Source organism: Kolteria novifilia, from assembly GCA_007748055.1.
In the GTDB taxonomy this organism is placed as follows: Bacteria; Planctomycetota; Planctomycetia; order Kolteriales; family Kolteriaceae; genus Kolteria; species Kolteria novifilia.
Genome location: CP036279.1, coordinates 3,806,852 through 3,825,386, shown reverse-complemented (window position 1 = coordinate 3,825,386; position 18,535 = coordinate 3,806,852). Strand labels below are relative to the sequence as shown.

Here is an 18,535-nt window from a genome sequence, read left to right as displayed (position 1 = left end):
TGATTCAACCGAGGCCGACGCCGTCGGCTGGAATTCTCTTGGGCGACGCCGGTCGTGGGGGAACCATCCGTTCGTGGCGATCAACCTCCACCCGCGACTTCTTGCGTGCTCCGCACGCCCCGGTAGCGAAGCAACCGGGGGTGGCCGAAGAGGTTGTAGCCGGAAAGGTGACTTGTGGCCGGAGAGGTGACTTGTGGCCGGAAAGGTGACGCCCCGAAGGGCGACCCCCGGTTGATTCAACCGGGGCCGACGCCGTCGGCTGGAATTCTCTTGGGCGACGCCGGTCGTGGGGGAACCATCCGTTCATGGCGTTCAACCTCCACCCGCGACTTCTTGCGTGCTCCGCACGCCCCGGTAGCGAAGCAACCGGGGGTAGCCGAAGAGGTGACTTATTCAACCTCCACCCGCGACTTCTTGCGTGCTCCGCACGCCCCGGTAGCGAAGCAACCGGGGGTAGCCGAAGAGGTTGTAGCCGGAGAGGTTGTAGCCGGAGAGGTTGTAGCCGGAGAGGTTGTAGCCGGAAAGGTTGTAGCCGGAAAGGTGATACCCCGCAGTGAAGGTCACCAAGCCGGGTGCCACCATGGCCCACGTTTGCAGGGGCGACGCAACTGGATGCTCACCATCGGAAATGGTTGCGCAGCAAGCGTTCAGACGCGGGAGTATCGGTTCGCGGAGGCGAAGGTCACGCGGTCTTCAGGGCGGCCGTGGCTCGCAGGTCGCGACGGATCATTTCGACCGGTCGGATCGCGGCCATCGCCCGTCGTCTGGCGGCGGCTTGCTTCAAAAAATCGTTCGCGAGCGAGAGGTCGCCGGAGGCTTCGGCGCTGCGGGCTTGTTCTTCCTTGGCAGCGGCTTCGGCCGCCCATCGCTCAAAGAGGACTTCGTCGTAGATCATGGTTCGTGCTTCCCACCGCCACGGTGAATGTTGTGTGGCGTGAACGATCTCAAGCAGAATTCAGTACGGAAAAACGGGGCCTCGACCACCCTTGGTGGTGAATATCAATGAAGTTTTTTTTGGTCGAGGCCCCTTTCGACCAAAACAACATCGGCTTTTGTTCGCTCGACGTTGAGAAAGCGGAACGCTTCCCACCAATATTTGGCGTCACTAGGAGTGCGGCGTTGGCGAACGAGCCGGTTGTGACGGGCCTGGCAGCCCGTTGATCTATTCGCTGCCGGCTGCGACGGGCGGCATGGGGGTAAACGCGTTGATTGATGACGCCGCGATGGTAACGTAGCCATCGGCAAGCGGGGCTCGTTTCCCGACGAATCAAGTGACTTCACGCGTCGTGATGGCGAAGGGGATCTCAGGGCATGTCGAAACTAGGTGTGGCGTTGTCGTTGGCGGGATTGATCGCCGTGTTGAGCGTCGGAATCCAACTCCTGCAGTCGACCCCGAAGCCCGGCTCGCCGGGGATGCAGTGGGACGGCTACAATACCGACCCCTCCGCCGCGAAAACGCCTGCCGAGAAAGAAGCCGCTCCCAAAACATCGGGGGAGAAGGAGGAGGCTGACGGCGACTCGACCTGAGCGAACCACGAGGTTCGTCGGATGAGAATCCCCTTGTCGGATGCCCCCTCACCCCAGTAGATGGGAATTTGTCCTCTCCTCTCCTTGGGGAGAGGTCGGCGAACGTCGTGAGCCGGGTGAGGGAGTTTCCGGCTCGGGAGGACAAGCGATTTTTTCGAAGACGAACCCCCTCACCCCTAACCCCTCTCCCACAGGGAGAGGGGAACAAGAGGCTCACTCTCCCACAGGGAGAGGGGAACAAGAGGCTCACTCTCCCACAGGGAGAGGGGAACAAGAGGCTCACTCTCCCACAGGGAGAGGGGAACAAGAGGTTCACTCTCCCACAGGGAGAGGGGAACAAGTCAGGACGAGGGCTAACCGCCGCTGACGGGCGGGATGCACGCGACCTCATCTCCGTCGGAGATGGCCGCGTCGTCGGAGACGTAGGTCTCGTTGAGGGCGAACATCGACCGACCGACGATCGGCCCCAGATCGGGGAACTCGTCGACGATCTTCCCACGTAACTCGCCGATGGTGGCCGCTTGGCCGACTTCCATCGTCACGTCCGACGTGCCCGCGACTTCCGCGGCCCCCGCAAAGAGAAGCAAGTGAATCTTCATTCGTCGAGCAACGTCCCCTTGGGGTGGCGAAAGATTCGCTCCGGCCGCGTGACGAGCCCGTAGGCGACGGCGAACCATTTCGCCGGATGAATCGTCCTTTTCCCCGTTCCTTGTTCCATTTGAAGCCGACAGGCCGAGCATTGGGTCACGCCGAAGTGCGAGTCACCTCGGGCAAAGCGGTCGAGCAACGCCTTGCCGGCGCGGAGCGAATCCTCGCTGGTGTTGTCCCGCAAGCCGTGCAGGCCCGCCATGCCGCTGCATCCGAGGTCGATGTCGATCACGGAAAGCTCCGGGATGCGACTGAGCAGACGGCGGGCGGAGTAGGGCGGAGCGAGCACCCGCTGGTAGCATGGTTCATGGTAACCAATCGTGAGGGGGATCGGCTTGAGGTCCGCCTTGAGGCCCCCCGCTTGGTTGAGGATGCCGAGGTACTCGGTGAACTCGTAGCTAACGCGACGGACGAGTTCGACATCGACATCGTCCAGCAGGTTGGCGGCGTCGTCTCGCAGCATCACGATCGCCGAGGGTTCGGTGCTGATGATCGTGAAGCCCTCTCGGGTGAGATCGGCAAGGACGCGAAGGTTCTCGCGGAGTTTGACGCGGGCATGCTCGAGGTCGCCGGCCAGGAGCGGGGCCATGCCGCTGGCACCCTGCTGAGGCGGGACATAGACGCGATGGCCCAAGTGCTCGAGAACGCGGACCGCGCATTCGCCGAGGTGGGGATCGTTGTGATTGACGAAGGTGTCGGCGAGGAAGGCGATCTTCTTTCGCGGGGTGCCGGCAGGAGGCTTCTTCGTCCAGCCGTTTCGCGCCGCTCGACGCAGGAAGGTCTGGTGGTGGAAGCGGGGGAGGCGTCGGGTTCGCGAGAGTCCCCACATCTTCTCGGCGAACCAGCGAAAGGTTCGGTTGCGCAAGAGCCGGTTGGCGAGGATCGCGTTGGCGCTGGCGCGACGCGACCAACGATCGATGTTGGAGAAGAACCAGTCGCGTCGGCTGAGCCCCGACTCGGCGACGTTGGCCGCTTTCGCCTCGAGCATGAGTTTGGAGATGTCGACGGCCGAGGGGCATTCGACCTTGCACATCTTGCAGGAGACGCACAGATCGGCGACGGAGCGCAACTCGTCGCTGCCGAGCAGCGTCGGGTCGAGACGCCCCGTGAGGATCTGACGCATGAGGTTGGCTTTGGCCCGCGGGCTCGCCAGTTCCGAGTCGTCGATCTTGAACGAGGGGCACATGCGGATCTCGTCGCGTCCGGTTCGGCAGCCGCCGCAGCCGTTACAGCGTTCGGCCATGTCGACGGCGGAGAGCCCTTTCCAGTTGAGGACGGGCAGGGCGGACTCGGCGGAGGGGGATCGGTCCGCGTTGCGTAGGGCCAGGATCGGGAAGTCGGGAACCGCGCCGACGATTTTGCCGGGATTGAAGAGGTTCTCGGGATCAAAGAGTGTTTTGATGCGGCGAAACGCGGGATAGAGTTTGGGGAACTGGCGCGGGATCAGTCCAGAGCGCAGCAGTCCGGCTCCGTGCTCGCCGAGGCTGGTGCCCCGACAGTGGATCGCGGCCTCGCTGACCTCCTTGGTAAGGGCCTCGAGGAGGGTGCGGTGATCGGCCCGGTGGATGTCGAGCAGGGGGCGTGTGTGGAGAATGCCGACGCCGGCGTGGGCGGTGTAGGTCGCGGTGACGCCGTGCCGCTTCATGATGTCTTGTACGTGCCTTAGGAAGGTCGGAAGCCGCTCTGGAGGGACCGCGGTGTTCTCGACGAACGCGATCGGTTGGGGCTTTCCGAGCGATCGCCCGATGTCGCGAGTGGCCCGGTCGCGCATCTCCCAACAGAGAGCGAGTTCCGCGTCGGTCTCGACGACATTGGTCGACAGGACATAGCGCTTCGCGCCGCCGAGTTTTTTGGCGACTTGGTCGAGGCGCGCCCGCAGGGCCTTGGCGTTGTCGGCCTCGAACTCGACCAGAAGCATGCCCTCGGCCGAGTCGGGGATCCAGCGACGATAGCGCCGATGCGACTCCCGGACGACGCTCAGCGATCGGCGGTCGATCAGTTCGCACGCGGAGGGTTGGAAATCGAAGGTCTCGAGCACCGCGTGAGCCGCCGCGTCGAGGGTGCTGAAGGAAGTTAGGACGATGCCGCGCAGGGGTGGTTTGGGCAGCGTCGCCAGTTCCGCTTCGACGATCATCGCGAGGGTTCCCTCGGAGCCGACCAGCAAGCGTGCCAGATCGACGCGTTGGCGGTGGATGACGTCCCGGAGGTGGTAGCCGCCCGGCTTGAGCAGCGTCGCGGGCTGTTCGGCGCGGATCTCGTCCGAAAACCGCGAGAGCGTATGGGCGACACGGCGGGCGAGCACCTCGGCGGTGGAGGTGCCGTTTTTGCCTGGCGGTTGGTCCATGCGTTCCTGGCCGACCTCGATGATCTCCCCGGAGGCGAGGAGGATCTTCAGTCGGCGGACGTAGTCGCGGGTGGTGCCGTAACGCAGGGAGTGTGGTCCAGCGGCGTCGGTGCCGATCATGCCCCCGATGGTGCAGCGGTCTCCGCTGATCGGGTCGGGCGGGAACATGCGTCCCAGGGGGGCCAGTCGCCGCTGGAGGTCGCGCCAGCGAGTTCCCGGTTGGACGCGGGCGGAATATTCGCCGACGTCGAGGATTTGATTCAAGTAGCGACTGGTGTCGACGACGAGCGATCGTCCCAGCGATTCACCAGCCAGGCCGGTCCCGGCACCGCGCGCGTGGATCTTCAGGCCGAACTCGACGGCATATTTGACGATCCCGACGAGTTCCTCGTTCGTCTTCGGGGCGATGACGGCCAAAGGTCGGACTTCGAGGATGCTCGCATCGGTGCTGAACGCGGCGAGAGAGAGCTCATCGACGAGGATGTCGCCCGTGACGATGTCGTGGAGATCTTCGACAATCTTTCGCTGCTGTTCGTCCAACGCTCAATCCTGGCCAGGTCCCGCGTCTCTCTTGGTCGCATTCTACGAGTCGGACGGGCCGCGCAGTCGCATTGCCAAGAAGGTTCTCTCCCATTAGTATTCAGTCGCGCGGGTTTAGGGCCGTGCGGCGGTATGGGAAGAGGAAGGATTCCAGCATGGTGACGCCGATGCGCGTCGGTCACGGTCATGACACTCACCGCTTCGGGGAGGAGCGACCCCTGCTGATTGGCGGGGTCGAGATCCCTCATCCGATCGGTTTGGTTGGCCACAGCGACGCGGACGTGCTGTTTCACGCGGTCACCGACGCCCTCCTGGGAGCGACGGGGCAGGGAGACATCGGCGAGTGGTTTCCCGACACCGATCCGGCCCACAAGGACCAGGATTCCCGCGAATTGCTCGCGGACGTCGTCGCCTCGGTTCGGAAACTCGGGGCCGAGATCGTGAACATTGACTGCACGATTCACGCCCAACGTCCGAAATTAAGCCCTCACAAACCGGCAATTCGCGAATCGGTCGCGAGAACGCTGGGTATTCCGGCCGATCGAGTCAATATCAAGGCAAAGACGGGCGAAAAGGTCGGACCGATCGGCCGCTCGGAAGCCATCGTCGCCGACGCTGTGGTGCTTGTTTCCATGGAAGGAACAGGTTCGTGATTCAAAAAGTCGCCAATCAAGAGAACGCCGAACGTCCAACCACGGACACCGAGAGTGATGGGAAGTCGATGAGCACACGGATCTACAACACGCTCAGTCGCCAGAAAGAGGTCTTCGAGCCCGTCGTCCCTGGGAAAGTCGGTATCTACTGCTGCGGCCCCACGGTCTACGCCCCGAGCCATGTCGGGCATGTCGTCGGTCCCGTCATCTTCGACACCGTCAAACGCTTCCTGCGTTACCGGGGTTACGACGTCACGTTCGTGATCAACATCACCGATGTCGACGACAAGATCATCAACAAGGCCGCCGAGGAGAAGACGAGCACCGAGGAACTCGCCGAGCGGATTACCGCCGACTACATCGAGCATTTGGGACGGCTCGGCGTCGAGGTCGATCACTTTCCGAGGGCGACGAAGTACATTCCCCATATGCTCGCGATGATCGAGACGCTGGTAAAGAAGGGCTTCGCGTACCCCTCGGGTGGCGACGTTTACTTCGACGTCACGCGCCATCCCGCCTACGGGAAGCTCAGCAATCGCAACATCGACGAGATGATGGCCGGCGCCCGCAAGGAGGTCAGCGACCTCAAACGCCATCCCTCCGATTTCGCCCTCTGGAAGGGAGCCAAGGCGGGCGAACCGGCTTGGGAGAGCCCATGGGGCCCAGGGCGTCCGGGATGGCATATCGAGTGCTCCGCGATGAGCATGGACCTGCTCGGCGAGACCTTCGACATCCACGGCGGTGGCCTCGATCTCTGCTTCCCCCATCACGAGGACGAGATCGCCCAATCCGAGTGCTGCACCGGCAAGACCTACGCCAAGTACTGGATGCACAACGGGCTGATGCAGTACGGCGACGATACCCGCAAGATGGGTGGTCGCTGCATGGCGGAGGAGGGGGATATCGCTTCGCAGGAAGCGGCGAAAATGTCCAAGTCCAAGGGCAACATCGTCACCCTCGCGAAGCTCTTGTCCGACTATTCGCCGGAGCTGATTCGCTTCTTCCTGCTGTCGACGCACTATCGCAGCCCGATCAGCTTCAGCGACGAGCGGCTCAAGGAAGTCGGGGCTCTCTTGGAGAAAGCCCACACCTTCGCCGAACGCTACGAGCAGGTGATGGGATCGGCGTTCTACGAGCTCAAGGCGCCCCAGACGTGGGCGGAAGCTCCCTTCGAGGCGGGCGGCTCGGAGTTCCTCGGTCGCGTGGTCGAGCTCCGCAATCGCTACCTCGAGTTCATGGACGACGACTTCAACACCGCCGGCGCGATCGGCACGATGGCCGAGCTGATCACCTTGCTCAATCGCCAGGCGGGCAGCTACGAGAGCTCCAAGGACGAGGCGACAAAGACGGAGTTCGCGGCCGGCGCCGTGGTGCTCAAGGAACTCGCCGACATCTTGGGGATTTTGACCAAGGCTCCCGAGTCGGCCGGCGGGGACGATCAGTTGACCGCGTCCTTGCTGGACTTGTTGCTGAAGGTCCGTCAGATGGCTCGCCAGGAGAAGAGCTTCGCGCTCTCCGACGCGATCCGCGATGAACTCGCCGAGCTTGGCGTGACGATTAAAGACGGCAAGGAGGGGAGCAGCTGGAAGATCGAGTCCTCTCACTAACGCCCGGTATCGTCGTCGGTTTCGACCCTGGCCTCGAGCGGACCGGTTATGGGGTGCTCGACGGCCGCGCGCCAAGTCCAGTCATCGTCGAGGCGGGAGTGATCAAGCTCTCGCCGCGCCGGTCGTTGGGCGAGCGCCTCGAGGAGTTGCATGCGACCGCCGCGGAGATCCTCGAGGAGCACCGACCCTCCGCGATCGCGATCGAGGATCTTTTCCACCACTACGAGCGTCCGCGGACCGCGATCCTGATGGGGCACGCGCGAGGAGTGCTCTTTCTCGCCGCGGCTCAATTGGGCGTCGAGGTGAGTGGCTATTTGCCGACCAAGGTCAAAAAGCACCTCACCGGCAGCGGGCGGGCCAACAAGGAGCAGATGCAGCTCGCGATCCAAGCCCAGTTCGGCCTGGCCGAACCTCCTCAGCCCTCCGATGTCGCCGATGCCTTGGCGATCGCTCTGTGTCATCTCAACCTGCTTCGTTGTGCCGGGTGAAGTGCGACGGGCGCGCCAGTGCGCGGCCAGCGATCGCCGGTAGCGTAGTGGTTCATCTACGCCCCGAGTGTCAGGTTCTCCTCACCTCTCCTTGGGGAGAGGTCGGCGAACGAAGTGAGCCGGGTGAGGGAGTCCACGACTCGGTAAAACACGGTTTTTTACGAAGACAAGCCCGCTCACTCCTGGCCCCCTCTCCCACCGGGTGAGGGGAATCATGCCGACTGACACCTTGAGATACCCTGACCCACGAAAGAGGCCTCCTGCTCGCAAGAGTCCCGCAAAAACGACGACAAGCCCACGCGAACGCGGGCTTGTCACCATCGTTTTCAACAGTTCACCGACTGCCTGCGAACATTCGAGCGACTACGCGGTCTGTGCTCCGCCGGAACTGCGGAAGACGGTCTCGTAGAGCTTGCCGATTCGGTCGAAGACGTACGCGACCGCGACGACGGCCGTACCGGTGAGAAAACCCTCCCAGACGGCCGGGACGATGATCGCTTCCAGATCGACGCTCCGGTGAGCGAGGTACTGGAGCAGGGAAGTGCGCGATAGGAGCACCGCCGACGCCAGGAACCAGGCGACACCGACACTTCGGAACAACTTGTCCATCGCGAACCAATGCTTGATGCCTCCGAAGGCATACCCGATGACGACGATGCTCAACATCGTCGATCCCAGTTTCGGTCCCCAAAGCAGGCCGTCGGCGAAGCCGATCAGCCCGGCGATCGCGAACGCCAGCGGGTGTTCGATCGTGATTAGCGCCAAAATCGCGATGACCAGCACCCCGTCGGGCAGAAACTCCCACCCCTGAAGCTCGGGACCGAGGACCGTCTTCGCGGCTAGTGTGGCGTACACGAGCAGTCCCCACTTGATCCAATTCATCGATGCCTCCCGGAAGTCGACTCTTGAAGGGTAGCGGTTTGCGTCGAAGGGACGCTGCGCGATGCCTGACGGTATAGCCGGTATGCCTTGACGCTCGCCCACCGGACCACTTCACTTCCCGGGGCGAGCGCTTGCTCGACGCCGCGGCGAAGTGGTTTGACGGTTGAGGGAGAGATCCAAAGCAGGCCGGTCGCCATCCCGGTCATCACGAGAAAGATCCAGAACGGGCGCAGCCCAAAGGGAAGCCCGCCCTCCGAGGATGATCGTGACATGGTGTTGCTTCTCGGCTAACGGTTGTGATACTCCACGATTGGGATCGGCGAACCGAGGCGCCTTGCCATTCCAAAAACGTCGAAACGCCCCCGAAGAAGACCTTGAGGGCGTTACGTTGTGCGAGTTGTTCGGTTCGGGGATCATGCCGGGAGGACGCGGTCCTTGAGGGTGAACCGTGTCGGAGAAGCTGGCAAAACCTCAACCGCTAGCTGAGCGAGCTGTACTCGATGTACATCAAGAGCGTTGCCAGGGCGGTCGCGACACAGGTCGCGATCAAGATGAGCGTGTAGACGTCGAATCCAGGCTTCTGAACCGGAATGCCTTCGCGTTTTCGTGCCATCATCGTGGACGACTCTCCTCCATCGGGACGCGGGGACCGTTACTACTCCGCGTGAATCATGATCCTAGGGCCGACGCGATCGTTGGGCTGAATTAGTCCACTGACCGAGATCGGCTGGACGACCGACTTGGTCGCCTCGGTGGTGAAGACCTTCACCTTGCCGAGATACTTCGGTTCAGGGGTCGTCCGCCAAATCTCCAGCGACTGCCCCTGGCGTAGGCCGTCGTCCTCGCCGAGGCTGATCTCGACAAAGCGCCCGGTGTCGTGAACTCGCGTCACGATGCCCTCGACGTCCGGCGGGGGAGGCGTGCCCTCTTGCGTCTCCAGTTCGATCGCGCTGGGAAGCTGACCCGTCTGCCGTTTGACGTAGGTCTCGAGCTGGGTCAACTGGCTGGCGATCTGCTGATTGCGGTTGGTCGCAATCTCGAGATTGTTCTTCGTCTGAGCGAGTTCGTCTTTCAGGTCGGTGTTCTGGGTGACCAGTTCCGTCACGCGCTCGTTAAGCTCGTCCCGCTTGGAGCGGAGGGCGTCCACTTCCTGCTTGCGCTGTTGCTGCTCGATGGTCGCCGACTGAATGCCCTCGTTGAGCTTCGAGCCGGTGCGGCGAGCGTTGTCGGTCATCGTGATCTGGCTGTCGAGGTCTTCCTGAAGTCGTCCGACTTGATCCTGAAGACGCTTGAGGTCGAGCTCGGCTTGCGCCTTGGCGTCGTTAAGCGACTTCTCGACTCCCTGTTTTTCCGACTCGAGGTCGGAAAGCTGTTGTCGGGCGCTACTGAGATTCTTCTTCGTCGAGTCGAGCTGTTCCTTGAACTCGACGCGAGCCTGGTAGACAAAGAAGGCGAACGATAAGAAGACGAAACTCAGGACTGCATTGGCGACCGCGAAACCCTTGCCAACTGCGTTCATTCCCCAAACCTCCACGCCATGACATGGCTTCCGACCGTTCCCGTCGATTCTCATCGGGTCGGGTTAGCTTCCGTACCGGCATGATTTCTAGTATGGCAGATCGTGTGAGCCGGCGATACCCTCGGGTGCGTTGCGACGGACTTACAGCCGGAATCCTCATTCCCGTCAACCCGTATTACGCAGAAAATGGGCGAATGATCGGGAATAGAGACAAAGAGGATCGCGATTGGGTGGAATCTCCCAACGTGGGGGCAGCTTAGGGGAGAAGGGGGGAGTCATTGCCTTTTCCTCGCGTTCATGGCCGATTCCGGTGCCATGACGCCGCACGCTTGCTTGGGCAATCAAACAGATTCACGCTTGCGTGGGCATCCAAAGAGATTCACGCTTGCGTGGGTATGTGGAGGAGACTTGGCGGGAGGGATAAATTCCGGGTGCCACGGGCTGCTTGTCAGCCCGTGGGAGCGGTCGATGAAGTACTAAGACTTGTCCTTGAGTTCAGTCAGACGCTTCTGCATCAGTTCATTGCGGCGTGAAGCGGAGGAGAGGTAGTTCTGAAGTTGCGTCAGCTCATTGCGCTTCGTCTTGCGGGTAGCGTCGAGGACTTCGTTTTCCTGCTGTAGCGTCGCCAAGTCGCTTTCGAGGTTGCGAACGACCTCGCGGGCCCGCCCCTGCTTGGCGAGAAGCTCGAGCAATTGAGCCTGCTTCATGTCTCCCTCGTCGGCGGTGGCGACGTGCTGCTTGCGCAGGCGTTCGATCTCGCCGTTGAGTTGCTCGATCGTCTTGGCGTTGTCGGCCGAGGCGGTTTCGACCTTCTTGGTGGTCTCCTCGAGCTGCTTGGCGAGGGCATCGACCGAGGCTTGCATCTCGGTCTTCTTCTGGTTGAGCTTCTGCGAGACCGCTCGGACGGCGTCCCCGCGTGCCTTGAGGTCGACCCGGCTCACGCGAGCCATGACCGATGTGCCCAAGCAGGCGCAGGCGAAGAAGAAGTTCAGGATGAGCAGGATTCTTCCGGCGAGTGCCATGCGTTGGCCTCCTTCGCGTTTCCCGCGGCCATGTGGGGGCGGCCGCTGGGAAGGTCGTGGGTGTTCTTATTTGCCAGCGGCGGTGCCCAACATGGAGAGGCGATCTTCGCTCGCTCCCTCCAAGCGAACGAGTTCGCGATAGTTCTCTTGGATCTCGCGGAGCGTTTCGATGAGCTGTGTGCGGGTTTTCTCAATCCCTTCCTCGAGCTGCGCGATCTCCCGCGTTCGTTCGCCCTTCTCGGCGCCGTCTCGGGCGATGACCCCTTCGAGATCCATCGCCTCGGTGGTGCGGTTGGCGATCTCGTTTTCCACACTCCGCGTCGCGACCCCGACGCCGCGAACGCGATCTTCTTCGTCGTTGATCCGGTCGGTCAGGCTCGCGATCATTCGTTCGCGAAGTCCCTTCTCGTTGAGGCCGGTGGTGACGACATGGATCAAGGAGTCGGTGGAACGGCCGATGTCGTCGAGAAGAACTCGCTTCTCGCGCTCAAGCGTCAGCACCGACTCTTCCAATTGCGGAATCCGCTTGGCATCGGCCTCGATCTTCTTCCAGGTGTCGAGTCGATGTTGAGCGACAGGCGCGAGCAGCAGCATGAAAATCGACGCGAGAAAGAGATTCAGGACAACGAATACCTTGGAGGCCGTGCTCATGGATTCCACCCGTCCTTGACTTGCCAATACCGCAACCGGCGTCGGCGGCGAGAAGTCCTCAATGCCCCTGTGGCGTTGGGGCGTTGCGGTGTCATTCGATTGATTCCCGGGATGAGGAGTCTGATCGCACTCGACATGCCGGGCGAAGAGAGGAGGGGAGCGAACGAAGGAGAAGAAGACGTTCTTTCACCACCTCTAGTCTATCTTTCCGCGCTTTTGTCCATTCTCCAAGCAATTCGAGCAGGATTCCTCGCCCAAATCGACCGATTTTCCTCCCCGACAGTCACAATCACCCCCAAGGGAACTCCAGGTCGGACTCGCCGTCAACGTTTTCGCGATTCATCCAAGAGTGTGCCTTGGAAGCTTGGGGACTCTTGCACGCTGGCCACCAAGCGGCGTTGCGGCGAACTGAACGGGAGCTTCGTCAGTGCCTCGGGCTCCACCCAGCGAGTCGATTCGTCGGGGAGCCGCGTCCCTTCGTTAAGAAGGACGTCGAAGCACTTGAGATGGACGCGATAGTGCATGATGCCATGCCGAATCGCCTTCCGCTCCGCGCCCAACGTCGCCTGGCCGGCGCAGTAAGTTCGAATCGCTCGCCAAGCCGCGTCGGTCCAATTCTCGGCGTCTGTCCGCTCGACCCGCGGAAACTCCCAGAGGTTCGCCCAGGGGCCGGTCTCGGGTCGCTTGGAGATCAGCACCTTGCGATGGTGCCAGATGACCACCGAAACATGATCGACGTTTTCTTGAGCCCTCTTTTCGGGAAGTTCGGGGAAACGCTCGACAAGCCCTTCTTCGTGGGCCCGACAATGCGTCGAAACCGGACAGCGATCACAAGAGGCCTCGCGCGGCGTGCAGATTGTCGCCCCGAGGTCCATCAACGCTTGGTTGAAGTCTCCCGGTTCCTTCCGGGGCAGGGCCTCCTCGGCCACGTGCCACAGATCGTTGCTCACCGGCGGCTTGGTTGGATCGCCCCTCATCGCACAGATACGACTCCAGACCCGCAAGGTGTTGGCTTCGAGAATCGGAACCCGGGCGCCGAAGGCGAAGGAGGCGATCGCGTTGGCGGTGTAACGTCCCAAACCGGGAAGGGCTCGAATCGTCTTTGGATCCGAAGGCATGACCCCGTCGTGTTCCTCGAGGATTCGTTTGGCGGCTTGATGCAGAAAACGCGCACGTCGGTAATAGCCGAGCCCCTGCCACGCATGCAGGACGTCAGCTTCCGACGCGCAAGCCAGTGAATCGATGTCGGGAAAACGAGAGAGAAACTCATGGAAACGCCGCTCGACGGTCGCGACGGTCGTTTGCTGAAGCATCACTTCCGAGACCCAAACGTGGTAGGCGCTGGACGACTCGCGCCACGGTAGGTCTCGACCGTGCTTGCGATACCATCGGAGAAGGGCTCGCCGAAAGTGCGGCAGGTCGGCCGCGGCGAGCCAAGTCTCAGCGTTCAAGGGGGTTGCGGGAACTCGTTGGAGATTGCGGTGTCGGACGAAAGATTACTTGGAGCCGTCGTCGGCGTCCGAGTCGGTTCCCCCCGAGCTGCTGTCGCTGTTCGAGTCGGCGAGCATCAAGTCGTTGTCGTTGAGCAGGATGTCGTCGAGATCGTCGAGGACGTCGGCCTCGCTACTGGAGGCGTTGGCGTCGATCGTGTCGGCGTTGCTCATGCCGGGAGCCATCTCGTCGTCAAAGAGGCCGTTGAGGTCATCGTCCTCGGCGAAGCTCTCGCCCTCGGAGGTATCATTGGCGGAGAGATCCGAAACGGTTTCCGCCTCGGCCGTCGGGGCGGCTGGTTTCGCCTCTTCGTCGCTGCCACCAAGATCGGGGAACTGTGAATCGTCGTCCGATCCACCCTCGGCATCCAGGAGGAAGTCGAGGGCGTCGTTGCTAAAACCGCTCGCTTGTTGTTCGTCGACGTCAAGAGCCGCGCCCATGACGTCTTCCTCGTCACCGGTTCCTTCGGCCACCTTCGGCGTCTTGCGTTTCTTCTTCTTGGCGTCCGGCTTCTTCGGCGAGACTTCCTCATCGGAAGCTGTCGCCTTGGCGACCGGCTTCTCCATCTCTTCGGAGTCGCCTTCGAGGAGTTCCCCGAAGTCACTGTCGTCGAGCGCCGGATCGCTCGAGGCCGCGGCTGGCTCAGGGGTCGGATCGGCCGTTGGCCGCGGGGTCAATCCAGCCGCTGAATCGGCCGACGGATCGGCGAGAGCCTCGGCGAAGAAGTCCTCCTCGGCCTCGGCGTCGTTGTCACTCAAGGCGGCTTCCACTTCGACCGGTTCCGCGGGCGCCGCGCTCTCGGCGGGAGTTTCATCTTTCGCGGGTGCGGCCTCGGTGGCGGCGGAGGCCGTCGGGGCGGCCGACGAACCCGTTGACTCGGCGGAAGCGGGGGAGATGACTCGGGTCTGGAAGACCAACTTTCCAAACGTGATGATGTCACCGTCGTTCAGGAGAGTTGGGGAGTCGATGGTCTGGCCGTTGACTCGCGTCCCGTTGGTGCTGCCGAGATCGCGGATGAGCACTTCGTTGTCGGTAATCGAAATGACACAGTGCCGCTTGCTGACAAGTGTGTTGTTGGGGCGGAGATGGCAACGGGGGTCTCTGCCGATAAAGAACTCCGTTCGTTTGATCGGAACTTCGACGCCGGGCTTTCCCTTAAGGCAGACAAGACTCACCTGCATCGTTTTATTTTCCTCTCACGGAACTCCAGCCGGCGAACAAAGGGAATGAACCTTGGGGCCTGTCCGGATGAAGCGCCGTGATCGATCGCGCTTACGCAGGCTCCCGCAGCTTTTCACCGAGGAGCTGAGACCCCCGACGTGAATGGCAGCGAGGATCCATGTCCCCCCTCTTCCCAAACCTAATCCGTCGACCTCCGGCTTGCAACCCAAATGTGGAACACATCTTCGGGAAAGGGGGGCCTGGTGTTGCGGTTGCGGCGCGAGGAATGAAAGGAGGATGGTGCGTCCAGGAGTCGTTGCCATCAAGGGCGGAATTCGCTTGACCGCGTGGATCGGACGTTGGTCCGAAAGAGTGATGAGGGCTCGAGGGGATCCAGCCGGATGGGAATGGCTTGTTGACTTACGTCTGTTGGAACAAATCGAGGGTCGTCGTCAGCTCCTCGTTGGCGGTTTGAAAGGCCTGGGCACTCGATTGGAACATCTGACTCGCCTGGATCAAATCGACCAGCTCGATGGTCAGGTTTACGTTCGATCCCTCGAGCGTGTTGTCCAAGATTTCGGTGTCAATGAAGTCCCCCTCGAGTGGGAAGCCGTCGATCGGGTCTCCGGAGCTACCCGAAGGGACGTAGAACGTTTGACCAAGCTGAACGAGGCCATCGGGATTCTGAAAACGCGACAGTTCGATCCGCCCAATGGGGTCGGGATTGTTTCCCTCGAAAACAAATCCGTCTCGACTGACACTCGCGCCCCCTGGATCGCCGGTGAGCGTGATCGGGGGATCGATAGGGTAGGAGACGTTGTTGATCTCGAGCCGAAGTTGGCCTTGCGCTCCGGCGGCCTTGGGCTCGAAGGCGCCGTTGCGGGTATAGAGGATGTTGCCGTCGGGATCGGTCACGCGAAAGAATGCCGGGAAGTCGCTCTGGGGACTGTTGATGTAGAGGTCGAGTGGCAATCCCTGAATGGGAGGCCCTTGATTGTAGTTGGTCGTCACGCTGACGACTTGAACGCCGTCGCCGAACTCCTTGCCGAGAGGGCTCTCGGTTTGCGGATTGAGCCCGATCCCCGGACTGAGGATCAAGTCATAGAAGAGATCGGCGAAGTCGACGCGTCCCGACTTGAAGGCGGTCGAGTTGACGTTCGCGATGTTGTTGCCGACGACGGAGACTTTGGTTGTCGCTCCCAACATGCCCGTCGCGGACGTCTGTAGCGCGTCGAACGACACGTCGCTCTGGCCTCCGCGGGAGATTCGCCGGTGACTGCCCGTTTCGCGGAAGTTCCTCCTCAAGCGCGCGGCCCCGGAGTCACTTCCGTCTGATGGAAGTAGTCTCGGCGATTTCGCGGAGACGAACGCTGACCAATACCGCGAAGAGAAGCGGCAACCCCGCGGGAGTGGGGCGGTTGATCACGTCGTTACGATCGTGCGGAGCGAAAGGCGATCGGTCAGGGCTTGGGAATCAGGTTGCCGAGAATACCGGAGAGGTCGGGCATATCGAGTTGTTCCCCGAGTCGCTTCTGCATGTACTCGGCCGATTTCTGCTTCGCCTCGACGATGGCCGAGTTGGTGGCGGAGACGATCAGGTCCTCGATCAGCTCGCGATCATTGTCCTCGACCAGCTTCGGATCGATGGTGCAGTTGATCATCTGCTGGGCGCCATTGACGCGAACGATCACCATGTCGGCGCCGGCTTTGCCCTCGAACTCCATTTTGGAGAGTTCTTGGGTCGCGGCCTGAACTTCCTCTTGGATCTTGGAGAGGTTGCCCAGGTTTCCGAGCATCTTGAAGAGATTCATGAATGGAAGACTCCGTCTCCGGTCAATCTGATGGTCTCTCGGCCGAAGCGGGCCGAATCGATTCCACGCTCTTTAGCTGGGCGTCGAGGATCTCTTGGGCGCGAACGACAAGCGGATCCTTGGCCGCCAACTCCCGCAACTTTCCATAGACACCCGGCTTGGCGATGCGTGTATTGTTGGGGTCTTCCGCCCCAAGTTCAACGCGCACCCGAACGCTCTTTCCCGCGACCGCGCTGCACGCGGTCTCGATCCGGGCCAGCCGTGCGGGATCTTCGCAATTCTTCTTCGATGCGGCGAACTGACCCGGGAAGTGAAAGACGATCAGTTCCGGTTCGCGCAATTCCAAACGGTTGGCGTTCGAGAGGGCCGTGACCGCGACGATGTCCTTGAGCTGTCCGCTCGCCACTTTCCAGAATTGATCGACGTTTTCGGGCGTCAGCTCCATCGAGGGAACCGCGGGCGTTTCCTGAGGGGGGGATTTCGAAGCACCGACGGGGGGAGGAGTCTGGCCGCGAGCCATCGGGGGCGCGCCGGCGCTCGGCGCGGGAGCCACAACCGGTTGGCTCATCGCGGCCGGTTCACCGGGGTCGACTTTTTTTTTAGCCTTCGGGGCGGAACTGGGCGCGGACGAGACCATCGGCGGCGCCGAAGTCATCATCGTCCCGAGATTCAGGAAGTGATCGAGTCGGCAGAGACGAACGATCGTCATTTCCCAAAGGATGCGCTCGTGGGTGCTCGCCTTCATCCGGGCCCGGCAAGTCGCGACCAGATCCATCATCTCGAGGATCTTCTCGACCGAGGCGCCAGTGGCTTGTTCGGTCATCGTCGGCCGCATCCGGTTGGGCATGCTCACCAGTTGCACGTCCGGAGCGATCGAGACCGCCATCAAGTCGCGGAAGTACGCGAGCATCTGTTCGGCCCACTCGCCAAGCTGAATACCGGTCTCGGCGGCCTCGGTGACTTGTGTCAACGCGTCGGCGGTGCGGCCTTCGAAGATCGCCGAGGCGAGGGCGATGACCCGTTCCTCGCCCGCTGAGCCGAGGACGCGATGCACGTCGTCGACCCCGAGAGAGCCCGAGGCGAACGCGAGGAGTTGGTCGAGTAGGGACTGACTGTCACGCATCGAGCCGCCGGCGCGGCGGGCGATCGCCTCGAGGGCTTCGGGCTCGGCGGAGAACCCTTCCGATTCGGTGATCGCTTTCAGGCGGTCGACGATGCGTCCGAGTTCGATCCCCGAAAAGTCGAAGCGTTGGCATCGCGAGAGGATCGTGATCGGAATCTTCTGCGGCTCGGTCGTCGCGAAGAGGAACTTGGCGTGGCCGGGCGGTTCTTCGAGTGTTTTGAGCAGGGCGTTGAAGGCCTCACGCGTGAGCATGTGGACTTCGTCGATGATGTAGACCTTGTAGCGGCTTCGGCTCGGGCGGTAGTTGACCCCTTGACGGAGTTCGCGGACTTCCTCGATGCCGCGATTGGAGGCTCCGTCGATCTCGATGACGTCGACATCGTCGCCGCCGGCGACGGAGACGCAGATGTCGCACACGCCGCAGGGATGAGTGGTCGGACCTTGTTGGCAGTTGAGGGCCTTGGCGAAGATCCGCGCCATCGAGGTCTTGCCGACACCGCGGGCTCCGGTGAAGAGGTAGGCGTGAGCGACGCGGCCGGTCTCGATCGCGTTGCGCAGCGAGTGAGCGACGTGCTCCTGGCCGATGCACTCCTCGAACTGCTGCGGGCGGTAGCGGCGCGCAAGAACGGTATAGGCGGCCGAAGCGGCACCGGCGGTTGCGTCGTCAGACTCGTCGACGGAAGCCATCGTTGTTTCGTCCGAGGGTCTTGGAGACGGACCGATCCATCGTCATGAGGGGAAGTCGAGTCGAACGTTCGAGGTCGCGTCGCTCGCCCCAATTGCCGTTGGCCTGAGGAGAACGATCACTGGGCGAACGGTCATGTTCGCTCGACCGGTAGCCCAGCTGCTCTCGCTGGCTGACGATCAGCCTGTGGCCCCGGCGTCAACGGCGGCACGATGGGCTCGTCACACGGATCACGGGCGCCTTCGAGAGCGAAGAAGGCGAGAGAACCATCCGGCCCGGGAGGACAGGTGGGAGCACCCACGGGCATGGAAGAGTAAGCTTATGGCTGCTGCCGTCAAGCCCTGACCAGGTTCACCACTTCCCATCCAGCAGGGTCCCACCCG

At 62.0% G+C, this 18,535-nt stretch carries 19 protein-coding genes and 1 other RNA gene; 4 read left to right on the top strand and 16 right to left on the bottom strand.

The window, feature by feature from the left end; genetic code table 11:
• Positions 1 to 393 precede the first annotated feature (393 nt).
• Positions 394 to 567, bottom strand: coding sequence for a hypothetical protein (locus Pan216_RS28360; protein WP_419192501.1), 174 nt, complete (start codon positions 565 to 567; stop codon positions 394 to 396).
• A 115-nt stretch (positions 568 to 682) separates the two neighbouring features.
• The gene (locus Pan216_RS13945) at positions 683 to 895 is read right to left on the bottom strand and encodes a hypothetical protein (RefSeq protein WP_145258572.1); all 213 of its coding nucleotides are present in this window, start codon (positions 893 to 895) and stop codon (positions 683 to 685) included.
• Between the two features lie 416 nt (positions 896 to 1,311).
• On the opposite strand from Pan216_RS13945, the gene Pan216_RS13940 reads away from it, so the two are divergent.
• Positions 1,312 to 1,527: a hypothetical protein gene (locus Pan216_RS13940; RefSeq protein ID WP_145258571.1), complete on the top strand. Its 216-nt coding sequence runs from the start codon at positions 1,312 to 1,314 to the stop codon at positions 1,525 to 1,527.
• Between the two features lie 353 nt (positions 1,528 to 1,880).
• On the opposite strand, the gene Pan216_RS28355 is transcribed toward Pan216_RS13940, so the two are convergent.
• Both Pan216_RS28355 and Pan216_RS13930 read right to left on the bottom strand, forming a co-directional pair.
• Positions 1,881 to 2,126: a MoaD/ThiS family protein gene (locus Pan216_RS28355; protein ID WP_419192500.1), complete on the bottom strand. Its 246-nt coding sequence runs from the start codon at positions 2,124 to 2,126 to the stop codon at positions 1,881 to 1,883.
• Complete coding sequence (locus Pan216_RS13930; RefSeq protein ID WP_145258569.1) at positions 2,123 to 5,059, bottom strand: FAD-binding and (Fe-S)-binding domain-containing protein; 2,937 nt, start codon at positions 5,057 to 5,059, stop codon at positions 2,123 to 2,125. Before Pan216_RS13930 ends, Pan216_RS28355 begins: the two co-directional genes overlap by 4 nt.
• Before the next feature lie 155 nt (positions 5,060 to 5,214).
• Between Pan216_RS13930 and ispF the strand changes: the two genes are divergently transcribed.
• The 3 genes from ispF to Pan216_RS13915 are packed head-to-tail and all read left to right on the top strand — an operon-like array spanning position 5,215 to position 7,807.
• Complete coding sequence (gene ispF / locus Pan216_RS13925; protein ID WP_145258568.1) at positions 5,215 to 5,712, top strand: 2-C-methyl-D-erythritol 2,4-cyclodiphosphate synthase; 498 nt, start codon at positions 5,215 to 5,217, stop codon at positions 5,710 to 5,712.
• A complete protein-coding gene (gene cysS, locus Pan216_RS13920) occupies positions 5,709 to 7,319 on the top strand; it encodes a cysteine--tRNA ligase (protein WP_419192499.1) in 1,611 nt (536 codons plus the stop codon). Before ispF ends, cysS begins: the two co-directional genes overlap by 4 nt.
• Complete coding sequence (locus Pan216_RS13915; RefSeq protein WP_145258567.1) at positions 7,295 to 7,807, top strand: crossover junction endodeoxyribonuclease RuvC; 513 nt, start codon at positions 7,295 to 7,297, stop codon at positions 7,805 to 7,807. The genes cysS and Pan216_RS13915 overlap by 25 nt, the downstream gene beginning before the upstream one ends.
• Positions 7,808 to 8,170: 363 nt before the next feature.
• Here Pan216_RS13915 and Pan216_RS13910 read toward each other — a convergent pair whose 3' ends face one another.
• The 12 genes from Pan216_RS13910 to ffs all read right to left on the bottom strand — a co-directional run bounded on the left by Pan216_RS13910 (position 8,171) and on the right by ffs (position 18,533).
• A complete protein-coding gene (locus tag Pan216_RS13910) occupies positions 8,171 to 8,689 on the bottom strand; it encodes a hypothetical protein (RefSeq protein ID WP_145258566.1) in 519 nt (172 codons plus the stop codon).
• Positions 8,686 to 8,961 carry a hypothetical protein gene (locus Pan216_RS13905; RefSeq protein ID WP_145258565.1) on the bottom strand — a complete coding sequence of 92 codons (276 nt, stop codon included), beginning with the start codon at positions 8,959 to 8,961 and terminating at the stop codon, positions 8,686 to 8,688. Before Pan216_RS13905 ends, Pan216_RS13910 begins: the two co-directional genes overlap by 4 nt.
• A gap of 206 nt (positions 8,962 to 9,167) precedes the next feature.
• A complete protein-coding gene (locus tag Pan216_RS28350; RefSeq protein ID WP_419192498.1) occupies positions 9,168 to 9,305 on the bottom strand; it encodes a hypothetical protein in 138 nt (45 codons plus the stop codon).
• 39 nt (positions 9,306 to 9,344) lie between these two features.
• Positions 9,345 to 10,208, bottom strand: a complete 864-nt coding sequence (locus Pan216_RS13900; protein WP_145258564.1) for a hypothetical protein — start codon at positions 10,206 to 10,208, stop codon at positions 9,345 to 9,347.
• A 476-nt stretch (positions 10,209 to 10,684) separates the two neighbouring features.
• On the bottom strand, positions 10,685 to 11,230 hold the full coding sequence (locus Pan216_RS13895) for a hypothetical protein (RefSeq protein WP_145258563.1): 546 nt from the start codon (positions 11,228 to 11,230) through the stop codon (positions 10,685 to 10,687).
• Between the two features lie 66 nt (positions 11,231 to 11,296).
• Complete coding sequence (locus Pan216_RS13890) at positions 11,297 to 11,881, bottom strand: hypothetical protein (RefSeq protein WP_145258562.1); 585 nt, start codon at positions 11,879 to 11,881, stop codon at positions 11,297 to 11,299.
• A 323-nt stretch (positions 11,882 to 12,204) separates the two neighbouring features.
• Positions 12,205 to 13,332: an A/G-specific adenine glycosylase gene (gene mutY, locus Pan216_RS13885; RefSeq protein WP_145258561.1), complete on the bottom strand. Its 1,128-nt coding sequence runs from the start codon at positions 13,330 to 13,332 to the stop codon at positions 12,205 to 12,207.
• Between the two features lie 45 nt (positions 13,333 to 13,377).
• Positions 13,378 to 14,553, bottom strand: a complete 1,176-nt coding sequence (locus tag Pan216_RS13880) for an FHA domain-containing protein (RefSeq protein ID WP_145258560.1) — start codon at positions 14,551 to 14,553, stop codon at positions 13,378 to 13,380.
• A 400-nt stretch (positions 14,554 to 14,953) separates the two neighbouring features.
• Positions 14,954 to 15,775, bottom strand: a complete 822-nt coding sequence (locus Pan216_RS13875; protein WP_145258559.1) for a flagellar hook-basal body protein — start codon at positions 15,773 to 15,775, stop codon at positions 14,954 to 14,956.
• 218 nt (positions 15,776 to 15,993) lie between these two features.
• A complete protein-coding gene (locus Pan216_RS13870) occupies positions 15,994 to 16,344 on the bottom strand; it encodes a YbaB/EbfC family nucleoid-associated protein (RefSeq protein WP_145258558.1) in 351 nt (116 codons plus the stop codon).
• Positions 16,345 to 16,366: 22 nt separating this feature from the next.
• Positions 16,367 to 18,154 carry a DNA polymerase III subunit gamma/tau gene (gene dnaX, locus Pan216_RS13865; protein ID WP_145258557.1) on the bottom strand — a complete coding sequence of 596 codons (1,788 nt, stop codon included), beginning with the start codon at positions 18,152 to 18,154 and terminating at the stop codon, positions 16,367 to 16,369.
• Positions 18,155 to 18,435: 281 nt separating this feature from the next.
• An RNA gene (gene ffs / locus Pan216_RS13860) (signal recognition particle sRNA small type) lies at positions 18,436 to 18,533 on the bottom strand.
• Positions 18,534 to 18,535: the final 2 nt, after the last annotated feature.